This window comes from Vibrio sp. YQ_11 (assembly GCF_043103065.1).
In the GTDB taxonomy this organism is placed as follows: domain Bacteria; phylum Pseudomonadota; class Gammaproteobacteria; order Enterobacterales; family Vibrionaceae; genus Vibrio; species Vibrio parahaemolyticus.
Genome location: NZ_JBICJM010000005.1, coordinates 95,048 through 115,266, shown reverse-complemented (window position 1 = coordinate 115,266; position 20,219 = coordinate 95,048). Strand labels below are relative to the sequence as shown.

At 45.8% G+C, this 20,219-nt stretch carries 23 protein-coding genes; 6 read left to right on the top strand and 17 right to left on the bottom strand.

Going from position 1 to position 20,219, the window contains the following annotated elements; translation table 11 throughout:
* Together ACF8EG_RS01065 and ACF8EG_RS01060 are read right to left on the bottom strand one after the other, a co-directional pair.
* The gene (locus ACF8EG_RS01065; protein WP_005484189.1) at positions 1–513 is read right to left on the bottom strand and encodes a DUF2799 domain-containing protein; all 513 of its coding nucleotides are present in this window, start codon (positions 511–513) and stop codon (positions 1–3) included.
* Positions 514–855: 342 nt separating this feature from the next.
* A complete protein-coding gene (locus ACF8EG_RS01060) occupies positions 856–1,530 on the bottom strand; it encodes a fructose-6-phosphate aldolase (protein WP_069505476.1) in 675 nt (224 codons plus the stop codon).
* Positions 1,531–1,744: 214 nt separating this feature from the next.
* Here ACF8EG_RS01060 and ACF8EG_RS01055 point away from each other — a divergent pair, with 214 nt between their 5' ends.
* Positions 1,745–2,674, top strand: coding sequence for a glycyl-radical enzyme activating protein (locus tag ACF8EG_RS01055; protein WP_005499890.1), 930 nt, complete (start codon positions 1,745–1,747; stop codon positions 2,672–2,674).
* Positions 2,675–2,676: 2 nt separating this feature from the next.
* Positions 2,677–5,100, top strand: a complete 2,424-nt coding sequence (locus ACF8EG_RS01050; protein ID WP_069505474.1) for a formate C-acetyltransferase/glycerol dehydratase family glycyl radical enzyme — start codon at positions 2,677–2,679, stop codon at positions 5,098–5,100.
* 87 nt (positions 5,101–5,187) lie between these two features.
* Here ACF8EG_RS01050 and ACF8EG_RS01045 read toward each other — a convergent pair whose 3' ends face one another.
* Positions 5,188–5,733: a TetR/AcrR family transcriptional regulator gene (locus tag ACF8EG_RS01045; protein ID WP_069505472.1), complete on the bottom strand. Its 546-nt coding sequence runs from the start codon at positions 5,731–5,733 to the stop codon at positions 5,188–5,190.
* A 98-nt stretch (positions 5,734–5,831) separates the two neighbouring features.
* Here ACF8EG_RS01045 and ACF8EG_RS01040 point away from each other — a divergent pair, with 98 nt between their 5' ends.
* The 3 genes from ACF8EG_RS01040 to ACF8EG_RS01030 all read left to right on the top strand — a co-directional run bounded on the left by ACF8EG_RS01040 (position 5,832) and on the right by ACF8EG_RS01030 (position 7,150).
* Complete coding sequence (locus ACF8EG_RS01040) at positions 5,832–6,305, top strand: HPP family protein (protein ID WP_053343954.1); 474 nt, start codon at positions 5,832–5,834, stop codon at positions 6,303–6,305.
* Positions 6,306–6,444: 139 nt separating this feature from the next.
* Positions 6,445–6,660 carry a TIGR02450 family Trp-rich protein gene (locus ACF8EG_RS01035; protein ID WP_020841479.1) on the top strand — a complete coding sequence of 72 codons (216 nt, stop codon included), beginning with the start codon at positions 6,445–6,447 and terminating at the stop codon, positions 6,658–6,660.
* Between the two features lie 112 nt (positions 6,661–6,772).
* Entirely contained in the window at positions 6,773–7,150 is a 378-nt protein-coding gene (locus tag ACF8EG_RS01030; protein WP_069505470.1) for a PH domain-containing protein, read from the top strand.
* A 12-nt stretch (positions 7,151–7,162) separates the two neighbouring features.
* On the opposite strand, the gene ACF8EG_RS01025 is transcribed toward ACF8EG_RS01030, so the two are convergent.
* From ACF8EG_RS01025 to fliD, 9 genes are all read right to left on the bottom strand, one after another.
* Positions 7,163–7,450, bottom strand: a complete 288-nt coding sequence (locus ACF8EG_RS01025) for a hypothetical protein (protein WP_005462765.1) — start codon at positions 7,448–7,450, stop codon at positions 7,163–7,165.
* Positions 7,451–7,546: 96 nt separating this feature from the next.
* Positions 7,547–8,539, bottom strand: a complete 993-nt coding sequence (locus tag ACF8EG_RS01020) for a flagellar motor protein MotB (protein WP_069505468.1) — start codon at positions 8,537–8,539, stop codon at positions 7,547–7,549.
* The gene (gene motA / locus ACF8EG_RS01015; RefSeq protein ID WP_024701027.1) at positions 8,539–9,396 is read right to left on the bottom strand and encodes a flagellar motor stator protein MotA; all 858 of its coding nucleotides are present in this window, start codon (positions 9,394–9,396) and stop codon (positions 8,539–8,541) included. Before motA ends, ACF8EG_RS01020 begins: the two co-directional genes overlap by 1 nt.
* Before the next feature lie 10 nt (positions 9,397–9,406).
* The gene (gene lafS / locus ACF8EG_RS01010; protein ID WP_025532638.1) at positions 9,407–10,135 is read right to left on the bottom strand and encodes a lateral flagellar system RNA polymerase sigma factor LafS; all 729 of its coding nucleotides are present in this window, start codon (positions 10,133–10,135) and stop codon (positions 9,407–9,409) included.
* Positions 10,136–10,147: 12 nt separating this feature from the next.
* A complete protein-coding gene (fliL, locus tag ACF8EG_RS01005; protein ID WP_005462773.1) occupies positions 10,148–10,648 on the bottom strand; it encodes a flagellar basal body-associated protein FliL in 501 nt (166 codons plus the stop codon).
* Positions 10,649–10,671: 23 nt separating this feature from the next.
* Positions 10,672–11,754 carry a flagellar hook-length control protein FliK gene (locus ACF8EG_RS01000; RefSeq protein ID WP_069505466.1) on the bottom strand — a complete coding sequence of 361 codons (1,083 nt, stop codon included), beginning with the start codon at positions 11,752–11,754 and terminating at the stop codon, positions 10,672–10,674.
* Entirely contained in the window at positions 11,751–12,071 is a 321-nt protein-coding gene (locus tag ACF8EG_RS00995; protein WP_005478392.1) for a hypothetical protein, read from the bottom strand. Before ACF8EG_RS00995 ends, ACF8EG_RS01000 begins: the two co-directional genes overlap by 4 nt.
* Complete coding sequence (gene fliS / locus ACF8EG_RS00990) at positions 12,055–12,441, bottom strand: flagellar export chaperone FliS (RefSeq protein ID WP_017447226.1); 387 nt, start codon at positions 12,439–12,441, stop codon at positions 12,055–12,057. Before fliS ends, ACF8EG_RS00995 begins: the two co-directional genes overlap by 17 nt.
* Before the next feature lie 19 nt (positions 12,442–12,460).
* Positions 12,461–13,798 (bottom strand): flagellar filament capping protein FliD, encoded by a 1,338-nt coding sequence (gene fliD / locus ACF8EG_RS00985; RefSeq protein ID WP_025631071.1) that lies wholly within the window; start codon positions 13,796–13,798, stop codon positions 12,461–12,463.
* 416 nt (positions 13,799–14,214) lie between these two features.
* Between fliD and ACF8EG_RS00980 the strand changes: the two genes are divergently transcribed.
* Positions 14,215–14,502 (top strand): hypothetical protein, encoded by a 288-nt coding sequence (locus ACF8EG_RS00980; protein WP_025631072.1) that lies wholly within the window; start codon positions 14,215–14,217, stop codon positions 14,500–14,502.
* A 48-nt stretch (positions 14,503–14,550) separates the two neighbouring features.
* Here ACF8EG_RS00980 and ACF8EG_RS00975 read toward each other — a convergent pair whose 3' ends face one another.
* The 5 genes from ACF8EG_RS00975 to flhA form a co-directional block, all read right to left on the bottom strand.
* Entirely contained in the window at positions 14,551–14,805 is a 255-nt protein-coding gene (locus ACF8EG_RS00975; protein ID WP_031850564.1) for a hypothetical protein, read from the bottom strand.
* A complete protein-coding gene (locus ACF8EG_RS00970) occupies positions 14,789–16,111 on the bottom strand; it encodes a 6-hydroxymethylpterin diphosphokinase MptE-like protein (RefSeq protein WP_025631075.1) in 1,323 nt (440 codons plus the stop codon). Before ACF8EG_RS00970 ends, ACF8EG_RS00975 begins: the two co-directional genes overlap by 17 nt.
* Positions 16,112–16,166: 55 nt before the next feature.
* Positions 16,167–17,012 (bottom strand): lateral flagellin LafA, encoded by an 846-nt coding sequence (gene lafA, locus ACF8EG_RS00965; protein ID WP_025631029.1) that lies wholly within the window; start codon positions 17,010–17,012, stop codon positions 16,167–16,169.
* A 304-nt stretch (positions 17,013–17,316) separates the two neighbouring features.
* Positions 17,317–18,114, bottom strand: coding sequence for an EAL domain-containing protein (locus tag ACF8EG_RS00960; protein ID WP_011106532.1), 798 nt, complete (start codon positions 18,112–18,114; stop codon positions 17,317–17,319).
* On the bottom strand, positions 18,107–20,197 hold the full coding sequence (gene flhA, locus ACF8EG_RS00955) for a flagellar biosynthesis protein FlhA (RefSeq protein WP_005478396.1): 2,091 nt from the start codon (positions 20,195–20,197) through the stop codon (positions 18,107–18,109). The genes ACF8EG_RS00960 and flhA overlap by 8 nt, the downstream gene beginning before the upstream one ends.
* Positions 20,198–20,219: the final 22 nt, after the last annotated feature.

Sequence of the window (20,219 nt, the reverse complement as noted above, 5' to 3'; positions counted from 1 at the left end):
CTAAAAGTTAAAGTAGTAATTAGCTCCTGGCGAGATGAGTGATGCACGCTCACGCGCCAGTTGTTTTCTTCTCTCTCTAATACGCTTTGCGTTGTCTTTATCTAAATTTGCATCCAATTGATGATCAAGGCGTGATATCTCCGCATCTAATGCGTTAATGCGTTGTTGACGCTGATATTCTTGATGACCTAACTGATAGTTTTTAAGGAAAAGATCGTTAGAGCAAACGCCATAGTAGGTTTTTCCTTCTACACCCACCGTGTAACCATTGTCTGGCGAACAGTAAAGAATGGTGCCTTTATCAAAACCGTCTTGCCACTCAACGTGATTTGGCGTTACGCCTGCTTCGCGACAGTCTTTAATGTATTCGTACAAAATGTTTGGGTTGTTACCTGAGCGGCCATCTTGGTAGCCGACGCGATACCAATCTGCGGTTTGGCATTGTTCTGGCGACATGCTGCTACAACCAGAAAGTAATGCAAACATGGCAAAGAGAAGCGCAATGCGTTTCATGAAGTGGATTCCTTGTTACTGCGTTAGATTCGCTGATTATAAATGAACAGTGTTCATTTCCAATAGATAAAATTAATAATTACCGACTTATTGATGCGTTGTGCTTGTGAGTTTGTCGGTTTGAAGCAAAATTTTTTGCTTGTGGAACGAGCGTTTTTCGTCAGTAGTGATGTTACGAATAGAGTAGTTTGCGTGAAGGTAGAGGCGAGATTAGTGAGGTGGGAATCTCTTCGTAAGCCGTATCTATAAACAGTTGCCTGCGCGAATGTTACTTTTTCTCAGAGATTCCCATATCAAAAGCCCCTCGATCGAGGAGGAACGGGACTTTCGATAATTTTATGCTTAACTTTCAAATGAAAGTTTGTTGCCAAATGCGGATTTCCAGTCTTTATCAAATTGATCGACAGCCGGCTGAACTGATGGATGAGAAAACATCTGCGCGGCCACATCGACAGGTAAGGTGATCGCTTCAATACCTAACTTCATCACTTCCATCGCTTGTTGGGTATTCTTAAAACTCGCTGCCAAAATTTTTGCAGGCAGTTGGTTTTGATCCAGTAGCAATTGCAGGTCTGCGACCACTTCTACACCGTTTCCGTTCATCGCATCAATACGGTTCACATAAGGCGCAAGATAGTCAGCGCCGCACAATGCCGCAAGGAAACCTTGCTGAGCAGAGTAAATAGCAGTGGCGAGTACTTGAATTCCCTCTTTTTTCATTAACTTAATTGCCGATAAGCCTGTTTCGGTTGCTGGCACTTTGACGACCATATCATAAGGTAATTCATGGATTTGGCGCGCTTCTTCCACCATGCCTTCTACCGTTATGCTCACCACTTGAGCATGGAAACGGGGTGTGCCCCCTAGCGCTTCTTGCATGCCAGCTAAGGTTTGGTTCAAGCCTTGTTTTGACTTCGCCAAAATACTTGGATTTGTGGTTACCCCTTTCAGAGGTAGGCATTGGTTAAAGCGTTTTACTTCTGCCACGTCAGCAGTATCTAAATAGAGTTCGATCATGGGTTCTACCTTATACAAAATCTTCGTTTTGATGATGGGATCACTATAGATCTGACAATCCGCTGAGATCTTGATTTTGATCAATTGAAATTTCAATTGAAACTATAATAATTTCATAAAACGAAAATTAAGTGGCAATATTTCATTATCAAATGAAGCTTTCAGAAAAAGAAAAGCGTGAAAAGTAGAAGAGCAAACCAAGAGGCGGACAGCAATGTATTTCAATATTCAGAGGTTCTCGACCCACGATGGTGATGGTATTCGCACCATTCTGTTTCTGAAGGGATGCAGTCTATCCTGTCCTTGGTGCCAAAACCCAGAAAGCCGCAGTGCAAAGCACTCTCTGCTGTTTGATGAGCGCAGTTGTATGGCGGACTGCCAGCTTTGTGTGTCGGCTTATAAACAAACCGTAAACGGCGACATGGCAAGCGATGGTATCCGACGCATTGACGATCAAATCATCATCAATCGAAAAGCCATGAGCGAGGCGCAGATCATAGCGCTGCGAAACGTATGTCCAACACAAGCGCTCAGCATATGTGGAGAAGCGGCGAAATCGGACGACTTGTTTGAAGTGTTGATGAAAGACAAGCCTTTTTACGATCAAAGCCAAGGTGGCGTGACGTTTTCTGGTGGCGAGCCGCTGATGCAGCCAAATCTTGTGGCAGAACTTGCCGAACGTTTGCATCAAAACCATGTGTCTACGGCGGTGGAGTCGTGCATGCATGTTCCGTGGAAAAACGTAGAAAAAGTCGCGCCATATATTGATTGCTGGTTAGCGGATCTTAAACACACCGACGAAGAAAAGTTTCTCTGCTGGGCGAAGGGATCGTTAAAACGCATCAAAGCCAATTTTAGAAAATTGGCACCAATTGCCAAACGCATTGTGATTCGTATTCCGGTTGTGCCGGGCTTCAATGACACCATTGATGAGCTCAAAGCGATCATTGATTTCGCAGCTTCATTAGAAAGCTGTCAAGAACTTCACTTGCTGCCGTATCACACCCTCGGCATCAATAAATACCGTTTGCTCGATATGCCTTACGAGTGTTCTGACAAACCATTAAATAATCCAGAACTGCTAGAAAACGCAATGCAATACGCAAGCGAACATACTCAACTTAACGTGATTGTTAGAGGTTAACCATGGACCTACATACCCTTCCAGAGCGAATCAAAGCCCACAAATCTGCACTGGTCAACATCGTAACGCCGCCTATCTGTACCGAGCGCGCAGAGGCTTACACTCGGGCGTATCAGACAAATGAAGACAAACCTGTGATTGTGCAACGAGCGCTGGCGCTACAAGAGCACTTACGCACTCGTACCATTTGGATTAAGCACGACGAGCTGATTGTAGGCAACCAAGCGAGCAAAGTACGCGCTGCGCCGATCTTCCCTGAATACACGGTGCGTTGGATTGAAGCGGAAATAGACGAACTGGCCGACCGACCTGGGGCTGGTTTTGCGGTAAGTGAAGAAGACAAACAAAGCATTCACGCCATTACGCCATACTGGCGCGGTAAAACGGTTCAAGATCGCTGCTATGGACTTTTTACCGACGAGCAACAAGAGATCCTAGCCAGCACCATCATTAAAGCCGAGGGCAACATGACTTCGGGCGACGCGCACCTTGCAGTGGATAACGAAAAAATCCTGAAGATCGGTATGAACGGTTTGCTGGGTGAGGTTCGTCAGCATCGCGCTAATAACGACGTGTCGACGTATGAAGGATTGAAGAAAGAGCAGTTTTATAAGTCCGTCGAAATTGTCTTGCTTGCGATTCAGGAGCACATGGTGAGTTACGCTGATCTCGCTCTGGAAATGGCACAAAACGAAACGCGACCAGAGAGGAAAGCGGAACTGAAGACAATCGCAGAAAACTGTCGTCATGTGGCTTTCCATGCGCCAACCAACTTCTGGCAAGCTCTGCAACTGAGCTATTTTGTGCAGTTGATGTTGCAAATTGAATCGAATGGCCACTCTGTTTCATTCGGTCGGATGGACCAGTTCCTAAACGACTACTACGTGCGTGATCTTGAAAGTGGCGCGATGAACAAAGCGTTCGCCCTTGAGCTATTGCAAAGCTGTTGGTTGAAATTGCTTGAAGTAAACAAGATTCGCTCTGGTGCGCACTCAAAAGCATCGGCAGGTTCTCCTCTGTACCAAAATGTCTGTATCGGTGGCCAAAAGCTGAATGAGAATGGAGAACCTGAAGATGCCGTAAACCCGCTATCTTGGGCGATTTTAGAGTCCTGTGGTCAGCTACGTTCCACGCAACCGAACTTGAGTGTTCGCTATCATGAAGGTCTGAATCAAGAGTTCTTGATGGGCTGTATTGAAGTGATCAAATGCGGATTCGGTATGCCTGCATTCAACAACGATGAAATCGTCATTCCAGAGTTCATCAAGCTAGGTGTCGAGAAAGAAGATGCTTACAACTATGCGTCTATTGGCTGTATTGAAACCGCTGTTCCAGGCAAATGGGGTTACCGTTGCACGGGCATGAGCTTTATTAATTTTGCGCGTATTTTACTGGCGGCGCTTAACGAAGGTGTGGATGCAACGACGGGCAAAGCCTTCTTGCCGCATGATAAGTCGCTAGCAAAAGGCAACTTCGAGAGTTTTGATCAAGTCACAGCCTCTTGGGCGGAGCAAATTCGCTACTACACACGTAAATCGATTGAGATCGATACCGTAGTCGACAGTGTGCTTGAACAGCAAGCGCAAGATATTTTCTGCTCATCGCTGGTGGATGACTGTTTGGCGCGTGGTAAAACAGTAAAAGAAGGCGGAGCGAAATACGATTGGGTATCTGGCCTGCAAGTGGGTATCGCCAATTTGGGTAACAGTTTGGCGGCGATCAAACATTTGGTGTTTGAAGAAGCACAAATCAGCCAAACGGAATTGGCAAAAGCATTAGAAGAAGACTTCGATGGTATTGAGAACGAACAACTTCGCCAACGCTTAATCAACTTCGCGCCAAAATACGGCAATGACGACGATTATGTCGACCAATTGCTGGCTGATGCTTACCAAGTTTATATCGATGAGTTGGCGCAATTTGTCAACACACGTCATGGGCGCGGACCAATTGGTGGTGGCTACTACGCGGGAACATCGAGCATCTCTGCTAACGTGCCATTTGGCGCATCCACGATGGCAACACCAGATGGTCGAAAAGCGAAAACGCCACTGGCGGAAGGCGCAAGTCCAGCATCGGGCTCTGACCGTTTGGGACCAACGGCGGTGTATAACTCAGTCGGTAAAATTCAAGCCAATAAAATCCTAGGTGGCGTGCTGCTTAACCAGAAGTTAAGCCCAGCGGCTGTCGCTTCAGAAGGGGATAAGCTCAAGCTTTCAATGCTGATTCGCACCTTCTTTAATTACCATAAAGGTTGGCACGTGCAGTACAACATCGTCTCTCGTGAAACCTTGCTGGCAGCGAAGAAGAACCCTGAGCAATATCGTGACCTTGTCGTGCGAGTTGCGGGCTATTCAGCCTTCTTTACCGCGCTATCACCAGACGCGCAGGATGACATCATCGCCCGTACCGAACACGAGTTGTGATGATCTCAACCCCAGTTAATGCAGAAGGCACCGATAGGTGCCTTTTTGTTTGAATACTTAATTAGCTAATTACTACGCCTGAACGCATTACAGCTTGTGCAAAATTTCCACGCATTTCTTTGTGACGTCGTCGTACTCTTTTGTCATGTAAGCGGTGGTGATGGCACCTTCTTTCATGATGCAGATGGCATCGAGTAATGATGTGTTGTCTGATTTGAGAAAGCGTTGAATTAGCTCTCGAACCTGTTGTTTATGGTGGCGGCAATACGTTGCAATCTCGCCGCTGTCGTCACTGAATTCGGCGGACGTGTTGATGAAGAAACAGCCGCGAAACTCGCCCAATTTTTCCTCAGAACCATGAAACCAGCCGTTAAGCGCGGTAAACAACTGGTCGATCACGTCTGTGCTCGATTGTGCTGATGACAGTTTCACCTCTAGCCACGCCATGAAGATTTGGTGGCGTTGTTCTAGTGCGGCGAGGATGAGCGCTTCTTTGCTCTCAAAATGGCTGTACAGCGTGCGTTTAGCCACGCCAGAAACTTTAAGGACTTCATTGATACCAATGGAGTTGATGCCCTGTTTGTAAAACAGCGACAACGCGGTGTCGATCAATAACTGTTTCTTTTTGTTCATAACTACGTCCTCAAAAAGTTCTACAAACACATATTGACAAAGGTAGACAGATTTGTCTATTTTAATTTGTAGACAATTCGGTCTACTTTGAGGTGTTTATGAATAATTTAATTTTATCGTTGGTCGCGGGGCTTGGTGCGACATTGGCTATTGGTGTGTTGTCTTACGCCGAGGTATCTCTTACTGAGGTTGTACTTCTCATGGCGCCATTTGGTGCTACGGCGGTGTTGGTGTTTGGGGTGCCTAGCAGCCCTCTTGCTCAACCAAAAAACGTGATCATTGGTCACTTCATTACGGCATCTATCGGTATTGCGTTTAGCCAATACGCTGAGATCACGCCAATCACGCTCGCGATTGCGACTGGGTTAGGTGTGTCAGCTATGCTGATTACGAAGACAACGCATCCACCGGCGGGCGCAAATCCTATCTTGATCATGGCATCTGGGCAGGGGTGGAGCTTTCTGTTCACGCCAGTACTGATCGGCGCGGTGGTGATTGTGCTGGTTGGTAAGGTGTTGCAGTTGCTACAGAGTCAGTACTTAAACCCTCGTTTGAACGGTCAAAAGACCTAGGTGGGTTGCAAGTAAGGCCGCATTGGGGGATGACCTCTTTTGCGGCTTTTCCCTTTCGTGGATGCTTAAAAATAAAATCTGATTCTCTCTTGGTATTCAGTCGTATACATAAAGATGATAGCTAAATTGGTATACCGCGATGAATAGAATTCACCCAAAGAAACTATTGCACAGCAAATGGACGGCGACGTCACCTAAAAATAAAGAGAAGCACTTTGTGGTAACTGAAATGGAATTGGATGAAGACGGCAATGTTGTGAAATGTGTCATTGAAGCCGTTATGAATAAACGTGAGCAAGAGATGAACTGGCAAGATCTGAAAGACCCAGAGTTATGGCGGCAGGGTTGGAAGTAATTTGGGTTTTGCAGTAGATGAATCAAGCAAAAACGGTTGAGATGGATAGGCAAAACCGGTGTGGTCTGATACGTTGAGAAATTCGTTTTTCAGCCTATTTAAAGGACGACTCATGATCGATTTCGACAACTCCTCTGTGTTCAAGCTTAAGCCTATGGACGTTTCCAAAGTCAGAGATGATTTCCACAAATTTTTGATTGATGGTGAGACCATTTTCACCGCTTTTAAAACCGTTCGTGATCAAGTGGTGTTTACCAACAAACGAGTGATTGCGGCGAATGTGCAAGGGATTACGGGTTCAAAAGTGGATTACACGTCGCTGCCTTACAGCAAGATCAATGCATTCTCTATTGAGACTTCCGGCACGTTTGATCTCGATTGCGAAATTGAGTTTTTCTTAAGTGAAGTGGGACGAGTTCGGTTTGAAATTAAAGGCTCATTTGACCTCGTTGCGTTCAATCGTATGATAAGTGAACGCGTGCTTGATTAGGTTATGGGGCTCTTAAACCAGAAAAAAAAAGTAAAGGAAGCAGACAAAAGCGAGTAACGTTGCTGATAACACTGGGTAGATGATGTATGAGTCTTGCTTGTTGGTTCGTTGAAAACACAACGACACAAGCAGAACATTGTAAACCACGAGCAGCAGGCTGATCATGGTGCCACTGTTTAGGTTGAGGCTAGAGAGTTGAGTAAGAAAAAACGCCAATAATAAATAGTCGAAGATGATTAGCCATAAAAAGGCTTTCTTCAACACATCACGTCTTTTTGTGTCGGGCATTGGCTCGTGCATATTGAACTCTACTAAAAGTCACGGCAATTGGATTAGGGATTAAAAAGGTCACCAGCAGGGCGAGGTGACCTTTGTGGTTTATGGCGTTGACAAGCGTTATAGTGCTTGGATTTTCGCTTCTTGTTTTTCTGCGTCCGCCGAGTAACGGATCACTTCTTGTCGAATAACGGGTTGGTTAAATTCCGCTTTTTGTTTCGCTTTTTTCAGCTCGCTGTCATCTTGATTGCCAAATAGGGTCTCAAGAACTTTTGCTGCTGGTGTTGTCAGAACAAACAGTTCGATTCGACGGTTTTCGCTTGAATCTGGCTCATCTGGGTTCAGCAACGCTCGATCTGACATGCCAGTAACTTGCATGACGCGATCATCGGGCATTCCACCTTCAACCAGCGTTTTTCTCGCCACATCAGCACGCGATGCCGATAGCGCCCAGTTCGACTGACGGCCAAAACGTTTCTTAAACGGAATCGCATCGGTATGACCACTGATGATCAATGGGTTGGTTACTCGCTCGAAAAGAGGGGCAAGTGCCAACAGTAAATCTTCAAAAAATGGCGTAAGCTCGGCTCCACCACGACTGAACATGTGCTGTTTGTAGTCGTCTTGCAACACGATACGCAAGCCTTGCGGTGTCACAGTAACGTTGACGTTTCCTTGCGCGTTGATCTGCGCGGTCATCTCTTCGATAACTTTTGCCAGTGCAGCAAGTTGCTCTTGGGTGTCGAAGGTGCCAGGAACTAGAGAGTTAATTTCTGGACCATCACCGTCACCTTGAAAATAAGAGCTCACAACGTGATTGGAGTTGTGTTTACTTGGCACAGAAGAGTCCTGTGCCAAGTCGATAGGAGAGATACTTTGTGAGGTATCAAATGGGTTGCCGTAACTCTTGTCGAACACGCTTGAGCTATGCAAGTGGGCAACAATCGCTTTACGCTCTTCTTTATCCACCACTTGCATGACCCAAAGCACAAGAAACAGCGCCATTAGGGCGATCATGAAGTCAGCAAACGCGACTTTCCACGCGCCGCCATGAGGTTCGTCATGGCCGTGAGCTTTGGCACGTTTGAACACTACATGCTCTTGTTTTTGCATTATCCCTCCTGTTCAGCTAACCACTTCTCCATTTGGTTGAATGTTGGTTTGATGTCTAGCTGAATGTGTTTACGGCCAGCGTCGATGGCGAGCAATGTTGGCTTTTTAGCGACGTAAGCAACGAGCGTTGCGCGTACGCATTCAAAAGCGGTCATATTACGTTTCACTCGCTGAGCCATGGCGTTACTTAGTGGATCTAGACCACAGTAACAACCAAAAATACCAATGAATGTACCTACAAGGGCAGCGGCTACGTGATAGCCAATGAGCGCAATAGAACCATCTATGGCTTGCATAGTGATGATGATGCCACCAACTGCGGCAAGAATACCGAAACCAGGTAGTGCTTCTGCGGTACGCTGTAATGAGCGAGAAGGCAGCAGCAGCTCGTTCTGGATAGCTTCGATTTCTTGTTCTAACAGTCCCTCTAATTCATGAGGCGACATTTGTCCCATCGCCATTAAACGTAAATTATCAGTAATGAACGAAATCAGACGATGATCCTCAGAAACTTGCGGGAACATCAGGAAGATAGAGCTTTGTTCTGGTGCTTCGATGTGAGAATCCAAAAACTTGAAACCACGGCTACGCGCTGTTTCTAGCAGGTTGTTTAATAGCGCCATCAGCTCCATGTAGTACTCGTACTCTTCAGTTGGACCTTTGATGGTTGCTGGCACTTGTTGGCGCATCTCTTTCAGCACGTGTGGTGGGTTACCAATAATGAGAGAACCCGCTGCCGCGCCGATGATGATCAGAAATTCTGCTGGTTGCCAAATTGCACCTAGCTTACCGCCAGCCCACATGTATCCGCCGAAGACACACACAAGGATAGTGAGGACTCCTAAAAACTTTTGCATCTTGTGACTCCTAAGAGGACATTAATTGGTTGAGTTGTTTCAGCGCTTGTTTATGAAGCTGACAAATTCGAGGTGGCGTCAGATCCAAGACGAGGGCTATTTCGTGTAAATTGAGTTCGTGTTGATAAAACAGCGTCAGTAGCAATTGATCTCGCTTTGACAGTCGGCCTAGTGCGCTGTCTAAGCTACGACGAATGTGCTCGTGCTCCATGCCGTCGTATTGCCCACCAAAGTGGCTGTCGGTGCTGTTTTCCATCAGTTGATCGAGACTTTGCATTTCACCTGCAAGCGCCGCGTTTTGACGGTTGTAATAATCTTGCTCGTCGGTGCCGAGAGCTTTGATGATTTCTGAGTCCGTTGGCATGCGACCTAACGAGCGGGTGAGGTCACGTGTGACGTCATTAAGCTCATGGGCTTGCTGACGTGTTTTACGTGAGCGCCAGTCTAAACGGCGCAGTTCATCTAAGATCGCGCCGCGTACACGGCAAACCGCAAACGCCGGGAAGTGAGTATCGTCAATGTCTCCATAACGACGTCCTGCTTCAACCAGCGCGATAAGACCAATTTGCTGCATATCTTCGATACTGCAATGGGAAGTGGCATGAACGCGAAGCTGGTTAACTACGCGTTTCACCATCACTTGATGACGTTGCAAAAGTGCGTTTTCATCAATCGGGAGTGATGGTGTGTTCACTTCCTCTGGTGCGGTGTACGTTTCTTGAGGGTTCATGTCTAACATGGTTGTGCTCCGTTATTGCACAACGTATTTCGTCAGCAGTACATCATCGATATCACGCACGATGTCAGTCTTCGCAAAGGCTACCAACAGCGTTTGCTTCACTTCGTTTTGCAGAATATCGATCGCGCCTGTCTGTTGCAGTTCATCGAAAGTTTTGTCGCTAAACAGCTTCAAAAGCGAGTTTTGAACCATTGGCATGTAGTTATCGATGTCTTTAATACGTTCTGGTCGACGCGTCTCAATAGCCAGCTCTAGCATGACAAAGTGCGTCTGTTTCTTGCCTTTAATGCTCAGTACAACTTTGTCTAGAGGGTGAAAGCTTGGGCCTTTGCTAGTTGGTTGTTCAGTCACAAGAAAAGACAAAGGAGAGTTCTCAAGCAGTGAGCTGGTTTCACCTGAATCTTGTGCCTGTTTATTGAGATACCAAATACCACCCATGATGGTGGCGGCCGAAACGAGGGCGCTGGTGATGATCATGGCGATAAACATGGCGATCATTTGTTGTTTGGTCATAACCTTTTTCCTCGATGACTAACTTAGGCTTGAGTGTTCAGCCAGTGTTCTGAATAGTTTGTTGTTGTATTGGATTGAAATGCGCTGGACTCACGTGCAGCGAAAATTGTGGTGTCTTCGTCATTCATCTGTTGTTGATGGCGCTCTTGACCTTGGTCGGCACCTACATTGACATCAACATGGACGAAGTTTTGTTCTTGTAGTTCAGTGCGTAAGCGTTCCGATACTTGCATCAAGGCTTCACGTGTTGCCGCCGTGTTTGCGTTGATCTGTACGCTCAATCGATCGCCCTCAACACGAACGAGTAAATCCAGTTTGCCTAGATCGGGCGGATCGAGACGGATTTTCGCTTCCTGAACACTTTGCTGTGCTTGCAAGGTGACTCGGTCATGCAGCACCTGCATCATCTGCTCGCCCCATTTGCCTGCACTTGTGTCCACTTTCACTGCTGCCCACTCTGAGCCTTGCGTATGAGCATGAGCTACTGTCGCAGCGCTCACTGCTTGAGCGGACGGAGCAGAAGTTTGAACGTTCAGTGGTGCAGTCGTTGCTTGCCCTTGCGCTGGTTGGTTCAACAATGCTTGAAAGTCTGCGGTAGAGGTATTCACGCGTGCATTCGCAGAAGCTGTTTGGCTAGTTTGAATATCTTGTTGTTGCGGTGATGTGTTTAACAAGGCATTAGCTTGCGCTGGGCTTGTTGTTTTTGCTTCACCTTTTACTTCCAACGGATTGACTTTGTTGAATGACGCAACCGATTTCTCAGCCATGTTTAGCATGCCTTGCGTCAAGGTTTGCGCTTGCGCTGCAAGGTCTGGTGTTTCAGTTGGTGTTGTTGCACTCAGAAGAACATTCATTCCTGTGGTGTCAACAGCAGCATTTTCTTCCGTTGTTGCAGTTGTCGCCTCTTTGCGCTCTTCGCTTGAGAAAGTTTGTGCAGCAAGGCGAAAGCTTGGTACTGCTTGCTCTGATAATGCTGCGGATTGATTCAGAGGTGTTTGCCCTGAAGCATTGCGCTGCGAAAAGCCTTGAACGTCTTTTGCTTGCGTGATTCGGCCTTCTGAAGCCGGAGCGGCATTTGACGATGGCAGTGAAGAAGAAATCATCATTGTGTCATCTCCATTGTCATCGCTAGTTGATATGCCATGGCACGCTCTTGCTGATCGTTCGCCATGTTCATCTCTTTTTTGAGCTCACCAGTGGCTTTCTCTAATGCAGCAAAAGCATCCGCGTGCACGGACTTAGCACGCTGAATCTCAGGTGCTAATTTGGGATCTTTCAAAAACGGCTTATGACTGATAAGCAGCTCTCGAAGCTGCAAATCATGGCGTTTTAGCGCGTGCCAATCCGCCGTCTTAGTGGCGAATTGGATTAGCTGAGATAAGTGACGGAATCGCTCTGGCGACACTTTATGCTTGTTGTCCAAAATTCATCCAACCTTCACGAATATTACCCATTACACGTTCGACGTTCATTAAACGGTCAGCGTCATTTTGTACGCTTGCGTAGTACAGTTCGACTTGACAGAAGTCGTACAGTTGGCGCAAGTTCTCTGCAATTTCGCCACCATTTTCGTCATCAAGGGCACTGGTTAATCCAATTAAAATGTTCATACATTTATTGATGCCAGCGCCTTTCTCTGCCAAGCGATTGGCCAAAAGGTGGCCACGAATACGTTCAACTTCATCGAGTAAGCCATCAATAAGCATGATGACAAGTTGATGAGGGTTTGCTGCTGCTGCTTGAGCGTCAAGGTCGACTTGTTGATATGAGTCGTAACCAGAGTCCATAAGCATGAGATATTCTCCTAAAGCCTTAGCCAAACATTGACATGGTTTGGTTCATTTGAGTCATTAATGTATTCATTTGAGTGAATTGTTTTAGGTAACGCTTGTACGACATGTCGTACTTACGTTCTAAAGTGGTTTGTTTATCTGAGAGGCGATCGATGTTTGCTTGCAGCGCTTCTTTACGAGATTTGAACGCACCAGAAGAAAATTTGAGGAATGGTTCGACCATGGCGTCCATTGAATCAAGTAGTGCACCATCACCATTGAACATCGCTTCTAAGCCAGCGCTGTTGTTTTTTTGTGCCTCTGCAAATTTTTCTTGGTCCACTTTCAGTTTGCCATGGCGATCCAATGTCACGCCGATTTCGCTTAAGCGCATACCGCCATGCTCGCCTCGAACAAGGTTTGATAGTTGGCTTTCAATTGATCGCATGGTTGGATCACTAGCTAACACGCCGCGTTTTTTATCCTCACCACCAAGTTGAGTGTGTTGATCAATGGTTGAAACGAGTTTGTTGTATGATTCGACGAACTTGTTTAGTTGCTCTTTTGTCGCTTCGTCATCAGCGCCGATACCTAGACCAATCGCAGATTCCCCTGAGCTTTGAGCCTTGGTCACGGTAATGTCTACTCCATCAATAACCCCCTCAAACGTATTGCTCGAGTTGGTAAGTTTTAGACCAGTACCTTGTGCTCCTAGCCAGATCACTGCATCTTGTGGTGCACTGATTTGATTGAGGTTTGTGAATGCATCTTCAAACCATGTTTGACCTGTGCCCGTCGCTGACACGTTGATTTGATTGGCAACGCCGGTTTCAGTGCTTGAAAGCATGAAGTGAGTTTGACCGTTTGAGCGGACTAAGGTTGCGTTTACACCAGGGTTGTCTGTGTTGTTATTGATCGCTTTCGTTAAGTCACTCACCGTCGCTACACCATCACCGTCGGTATCGACCGTTGATAGATCAATCGTCATTGTTTTACCGTTGACGGTGAACTCAAGATTTCCCGTTGTTGGGACTTCAGTAGTCGCTTCTAGATTCGCTGGCATACCTGTAGAAACTTGGTGTGATGTTGCTACTTTCTCGACAAAGATCTGGTAGCTACCCGATAGGGCCTTGGCATCTGCATTGGCAGTGAAGTAGCCTTCTTGAGAGATGGAGGCTGAGTTTTTAATGATGCTGCTTGTGCTGCTGTTCATTTCGTTGAGTGCAGTGCGGAATTCACGCATAGCACTCTCAACTTTGCCCAAAGCAGATAGCTGAGCTTGGTATGTATTGGTTTGCAGTTGGTAGCGTTGTTTAAAAGGTTGAACTTCTATCTGCGCCAATTGGGCTGCAAAGGTTGCTGGATCTATTGAACTCACGAGCTTACTCCCTCTCTCATTGGTAATTGGCGTAACTCTATGCCTTGAAAATATGTCTTATCGCAAGATATGTGCCTAACTTAAATGTGCTTGTAAAACAGGGTTTTGCGATATTATTTGAGTTTGAGAGGAAGTAGGTTTTCCACCTTCGGTGTTCCGCCTTCCTCTAGAAAACATCTAGTGTTTCCCTATAAGACAAGGCGACTGAAAAGCTGAAAGTATTTAATCTATTTTAGGCATGAGATGTATTGGTTGAGTTGTCATCGACGCACGGTTTTAGGTGTTTCCTGCTATTTAAATAGGAGTATTCCTACAAAGGGAGTCGCTCAACTTTTGGTATCTTTTAATTAAGCATATTTTGGTGTTTTAGCGCACCTCGCCAACGTCAGGCTATCACTTAGAAAAGAACGAAAGAAATGAATGAATTTGTTTTTCGGCTGATGAAATGCGCTCGATCTTACGAGACGTTTATTAGTGCGAAGTTATTGAGTAAACAAAATATTAATGCGGATGAATTGGCCAGTATTCAGCAGGAAGCGATATCTACTTTCCCTGAGCTAAAAACTTATCAACAAGGGAAGGAAATAGAGACAGTTGAACTGGAGCTATTTAACAAAGTGCTTCACAACATGATGCGAAAAGTGGGCTTCAGGATGCCGGATGAACCGATTGGCAGTGCAAGTTCCATTTACATTCGACGTTAAGAAAGAAAAAGCCTCTATTTTAGAGGCTTTTTCTTTTTAAATAGTGACTTACGATTTCATTTTTGGGGCAATTTCATACATTAATATGTCTGCTAGTGTTGTGAAATCGTGGGCTTCTCGGGCTAGATTGATACGAGACAGCACTTCGAGCAACGCTGTTCTTTCAGCTGACACAGAGAAGAGTTTAGCTAACAGGTTGAGACACTGACCTAGCATCAGATCGCCAGTTAGGTGATCGCCATAGTAATAGACTTCTGCTGTTTTAATAAAAGTATCGTAAACAGAGCTAGCGACGGTTTCCATACAACTCCTCCACGTTAAAATATTCAGCGCCAATGATCTTCGCACCAATACGACTCCAGTTATAGAACTTAGTCTGTGGTGATGCTGCAATAAGGTTCTCTACACCGCTGCCAAACATCCGATAAGCAGGAGAGGTTTTAATCATCTCGCCAAACCCGTTTTCAACACGAGCTGTCATTGTTGCGTTTGGATCATCTGCTCTGTTCTCTCGCCCTGAATGAATAATGTCTCCAGGGAAACCGAAGTCACAGCCAATCAATGAGATTCTTGAAGCACCTTGCAATAATGTAAAGTGGATCAGAGGGTGGATCACAGAACCAAATGAATATGGTCGATATTTTACTGGTAGTTTGGCCGCAAATCGGTCGTAGGTGAAATCACCCAAATGTAAATAGTACTTTTCACCGTGCCAGTTTTGGAAAATACGACTAGGCATATGGCTAGCAAAAACTAAAATGGTGTTTATAGCGAGCTCAAAAGGAATATGTTCGTCACCTAAATCCATATCCACAGCAAACACGACGTCAGGTTTGATGCCGTTCTCCATTAAGCATTTGCATGCGGTTGACGCGGCAATGAACTTTGGACGATTTGGTTGGCTATAAACGACTTTTAACTCTTCAATATGATGTTGGAGCGATGGGCCTGCACCAATGCAAATAGCGTCATCGACTTGATACATCAGATAATGATCAGAGGATTTAATTCGTTTTAAAAGGGGGGCGTTTTCTTCTTCTCTTGTTACTAGTTCAGCGTCGCTATGTCGGTAGTTTGCGTTCGCAAAGCCAATCAAAACACGATTTTCTAGTCGGAAGTAAAGCCATTGATGTGTATAACGAGAAATCGCTCTGTCAGCATTAATAATTATACAATCATCCCAGCACAGGCTTGATAAGTGTTTTCCGATTTCACAATGATCTTCAGAAACTGCGACTAGTGAGACGCGAGGATCGGATAACCAAGGTTGAGGAACAAGAGATAGTACCAATTTTGCTAGCGAAAGGTTGTAAAGATAAACGCAAATAGATCTGGCGCTTTGATCTTGAGCTAACAGGGATGGGACGTTGCCCATACCAATGCCCCAAATATGATATTCGTTGCTAGACGTTAGGCTTCGGTACTGAAAGGCTTCTTCGAGCGGGTCGTAGGCACTACTAAGCTGCACGCCATTGACTTTAAGCGTCATCGCCGCTTTTTCAACGACTTCGAAATGTAGGTCGCTAAAGTCAGCGTTGTCTAGAGCTTGTGCAACATCGGGCCAACGAGATCGAATGATATCAATATGTTGAGAATAAACTGGTGTCATAATATTCAGATAGTAAAAAACCCCACCGGATGGGTGGGGTTATAAGCTTCAACGATTAACGTAGTAGAGACATAGCCATGCCAGGAAGCTGATTAGTCTTAGAAAGAACTGTTGTACCTGCTTGCATAAGCATTTGGTTCTTAGTCATGTTTGAAGACTCTGTAGCGAAGTCTGCATCAGTGATACGGCCTTTTGCTGCAGAAGTGTTTTCAGTCATGTTACCTAGGTTAGTCATTGTGTGTTCTAAACGGTTGATGTTTGCACCGAACTCAGCACGCGCAGTACCAAGTTTCGCTAGCATACCACCAGTGCTTGAAAGCTTGCTAAGTGCAGTAGAAGCAGCTGCTGCAGTGCTGATGCTAGTTAGACCAGCGATAGCTGTTGAAATACCGTTTAGTTCAGTCTTAGCGTTTACAACAAGTTTTTCTGCGCCAGTTGCACCAATTTGGTAGCTCACGCTGCTTGCGCCAAAACCGCCGCCTTCAGCTAGAAGTTTTTGGCCACCGAATGAAGTGTTGCCCATGATGTTGCCTAGCTCAGATGCTAGCTGTTTAAACTCTGCATCCATTGCTGCACGGTCTTCTGCGCTGTTTGAGCCGTTCAAAGATTGTGTTGCAAGGTCGTTCATACGGTAAGTGATGTTAGTCATCTCTTCCATAGCGCCTTCAGCAGTTTGCATCATAGAGATGCCGTCTTGAGCGTTACGCATTGCTACGTTCATACCGCGAGTTTGAGCTTCTAGACGAGTCGCAATTTGTAGACCTGCTGCATCGTCTGCTGCTGAGTTGATGCGGTAACCGGTGCTTAGACGCTCCATCGCAGTATTTAAAAGACCACTTGTGCTGTTTAGAGTGTTTTGAGTTACAAGTGATGCGTAGTTAGTGTGCATTGATAAAGCCATCTTAGTCTCCTTAGTTTATCACTATTTCTTTCAGGCCTTGGGATATTCCCTAGTCACTAACTAGAGGCGGTCGCTTGCCACTAATGATTAATTTGAAAATTAAAAATTTTCTAAAAAAGATCAAAATTGATGATTTTTAGTGACTTGCATTCCACTAAGTTGGGGTTTGCTACCGTTTTAGCGTTAGTTTCCGATGTGCTTTGATCGGCATAAGGTTAAGGCAAAGAGAAAATCTAAAACGAGAAAAGTAAAAAAGCGCGAATCATTCGCGCTTTTTAGTTTAGCCATGAGGGTTGGGTTTCAGCTATTCCTCATCAAAGGAACGGAAAGACAGGGAAGTAGGGATGTCACTGAAGTAACCAAAGTAATAACTTGCACCGAGCAGTCGATAGCGGTTGAGTTCGACTTGGCTTGCAACGCGACCAGCAACCCACTGGTATTTGTGTTTTCTTAGAAATCGCGCAATGGGTAAAAATGAGTGTTGATCTTGTTTGTTCTCTATCGTTACTGAGAGTTTGATCATATCTGGATCAAATTCAGCAATACGCTCAAAATGCGTTTGGGATGTGGCTACTTCAAACCACAATGCAAACGCATTTTCCTTCAGTTTTTCGACAAGCGTTTCCATGCGTTCGTGAAGGCACAATGTTTCATCTGCTTGTAAGGATGGGATTACATGCTGGAAAGCGGCTGAGTGAAACTGAACCATCTGCTCAAGAAAATACACGCCCGGATCCCACAGCAGTGCATCGACACGAATTGGCACGACGACGTTGCTGATTAAATCTGGATGAAAAGCTTCTAATTGAAATTGAGTTTGTCGTAAGGCGAGATAAAGGCTGAACAAATCTAAGCAGTATTGCATTTGTTCGGAAAGCTCAAACTGATAAACGCTTTGCTCTCCGCGCAATCCGAATCTCAAAGTGAGGTGTTGATACACCACCTCACCGGATTGAGTTTCACGAATGGCTTGGCAAGCGTGTTGGATGTCATTATGTTTGAGTGCTTCAAATACCAATTGATCGTCGTCCGTGACGATGTGTTGTACCGCGAGACTACAAAGATATTCGTATATCGCGTGTGTTGAAATAAGATTAACCAAGGTTTCCTACCACATTGATCTGTTTGTTTTCTGGAATTTCGTTGTAAGACAGCACAGCCAATCCTTGAGTGAAAGTACGCGCATAACGCGCCAGTAGTGGGCGTAATTGCGGCATTACAAGTAGTATTGGCGGTAAGCCTTGCTGCTTAAGTTGTTGTCGAATCAAAGGTAAGTTTTGTTGGAACTGACCAAGAATATTCGGTTCGATTGGGAAACTATCGAGAACCACTGTACCTGAAGCTTGCGCTTGTTGCAGCGACGTCAGTAGCATTTGCTCCAACTCATCCGATAAAGCGTAAACATTGAGCTCAGGTTTTTGCCCTGCAATTAAGTTAACCAGCGTGCGCTTTAGTGCGCAGCGAACATCAGCAGCTAACAAAATCGGGTCTTTCGTGTTTTCTGAAGACTCCAGCATGGTATTCGCGATGGTTCGGATGTCTTTTAGTGGCACCTGATCAAGCAATAGCTGGCGGTACACTTTGAGCTGTTGAGCTGGGTTAAGTGCAGCGGCTAAGGCTTCTGCCAATTTCGGCGCTTGTTGGGTTAAGCGCTGCGTCATCGCTTCTACATCATCGTGTGTAAACAATTCTGCAAGGTTGGTTTTCATGATTTTGCTGATGTGCGTTGCGATCACGGTACCGTCATCCACGACTTGGTAACCCATGTTGAGCGCTTTCGCCTTGTCTTGGTGTTCAATCCAAACTGCAGGAAGTTGGTAAGCAGGATCGCTCCCAAGAATGCCATCGATTTCACCGTAGGTGTCGCCAACGGCAATTGCCATTAAACGCTCTGGTTCGATGAAGCCCTGCTCAATCACTTCACCATTAAGCGAAATGGTGTATTGGTTCGGTTTGAGGCTTAGGTTATCGCGAATGCGAACTTCGGGTAGAAGAAAACCTACCTGTTCTGAGAGGTTACGACGTACACCACGAATACGTTGCGAAAGTGGCGCACCTTGATCCTTGTTTACTAGGTGAACAAGACGGTAACCAAGCGCAAGAGACAGTGTGTGCACGTGTGGGATGTCGTCCCATGTGAGAGGTGTGTCTTCCTCTTGCATGGCTTGAGAAAGTGCTTCCACCTGTTCGATTTGCGTGTCTTGAACTGGTTTCTTACTTTGTCTCCAGCCTGCAAACCCTAATGCGCCAGCAAATGCAAAGAATGCAAGGTGCGGCATGCCCGGAACCATACCAATGACGGCCATGATCCCTGCAACCGTAAACAAGGTCGCTGGAGTTGCGAGCAACTGTTTCTGCATGGTTTCTGACATGCCGTTGTCGCTGTCATTGATGCGAGTCACGATGATTGCAGCTGCGGTTGCCAGTAATAGCGATGGAATTTGTGCTACCAAGCCATCACCGATGGTTAGCAGTGCATAAGTTTTGAATGCTTCAGACGCTGGTAAGCCGTGTTCGAAAACACCGATGCTGATACCACCGATGATGTTGATGAATAGAATCAACAGACCTGCGACCGCATCACCACGAACAAATTTCGACGCACCGTCCATTGAACCGTGGAAGTCGGCTTCGTTCGCAACTTCTTTACGGCGCAGACGAGCGGTTTCTTGATCGATCAAACCGGCGTTTAAGTCCGCATCGATTGCCATTTGTTTACCCGGCAGGGCATCCAATGTAAAACGCGCGGAGACTTCTGAAATACGTTCACCACCTTTGGTGATAACCACAAAGTTAATGATCATTAAGATGATGAAGACCACCATACCGACAACGTAGTTGCCGCCGATCACCACTTCACCGAAAGCTTGAATGACTTTACCAGCGGCATCGCCGCCGTTATGGCCTTCTAGTAATACGATTCGGGTTGAGGCGACGTTCAGCGTTAGGCGAAGTAAGGTTGCCACCAACAAAATGGTTGGAAAAACAGAAAAGTCGAGTGGTCGCTTTGCTGTGGTACTGACCAGCAATACCAAGATCGCCAATACGATGTTAAAAGTAAACAGCGCATCCAATAGCAATGGTGGTAATGGCAAAATAACCATCGCCAGAATCATCAGCAAAACAATGGGGATGCCAATGTAGCCTTTGGTTGAGGTTTGAAGTTGTTTTAACCGAGTAAGCATACTTTCGTGTCCTTGGATAAAC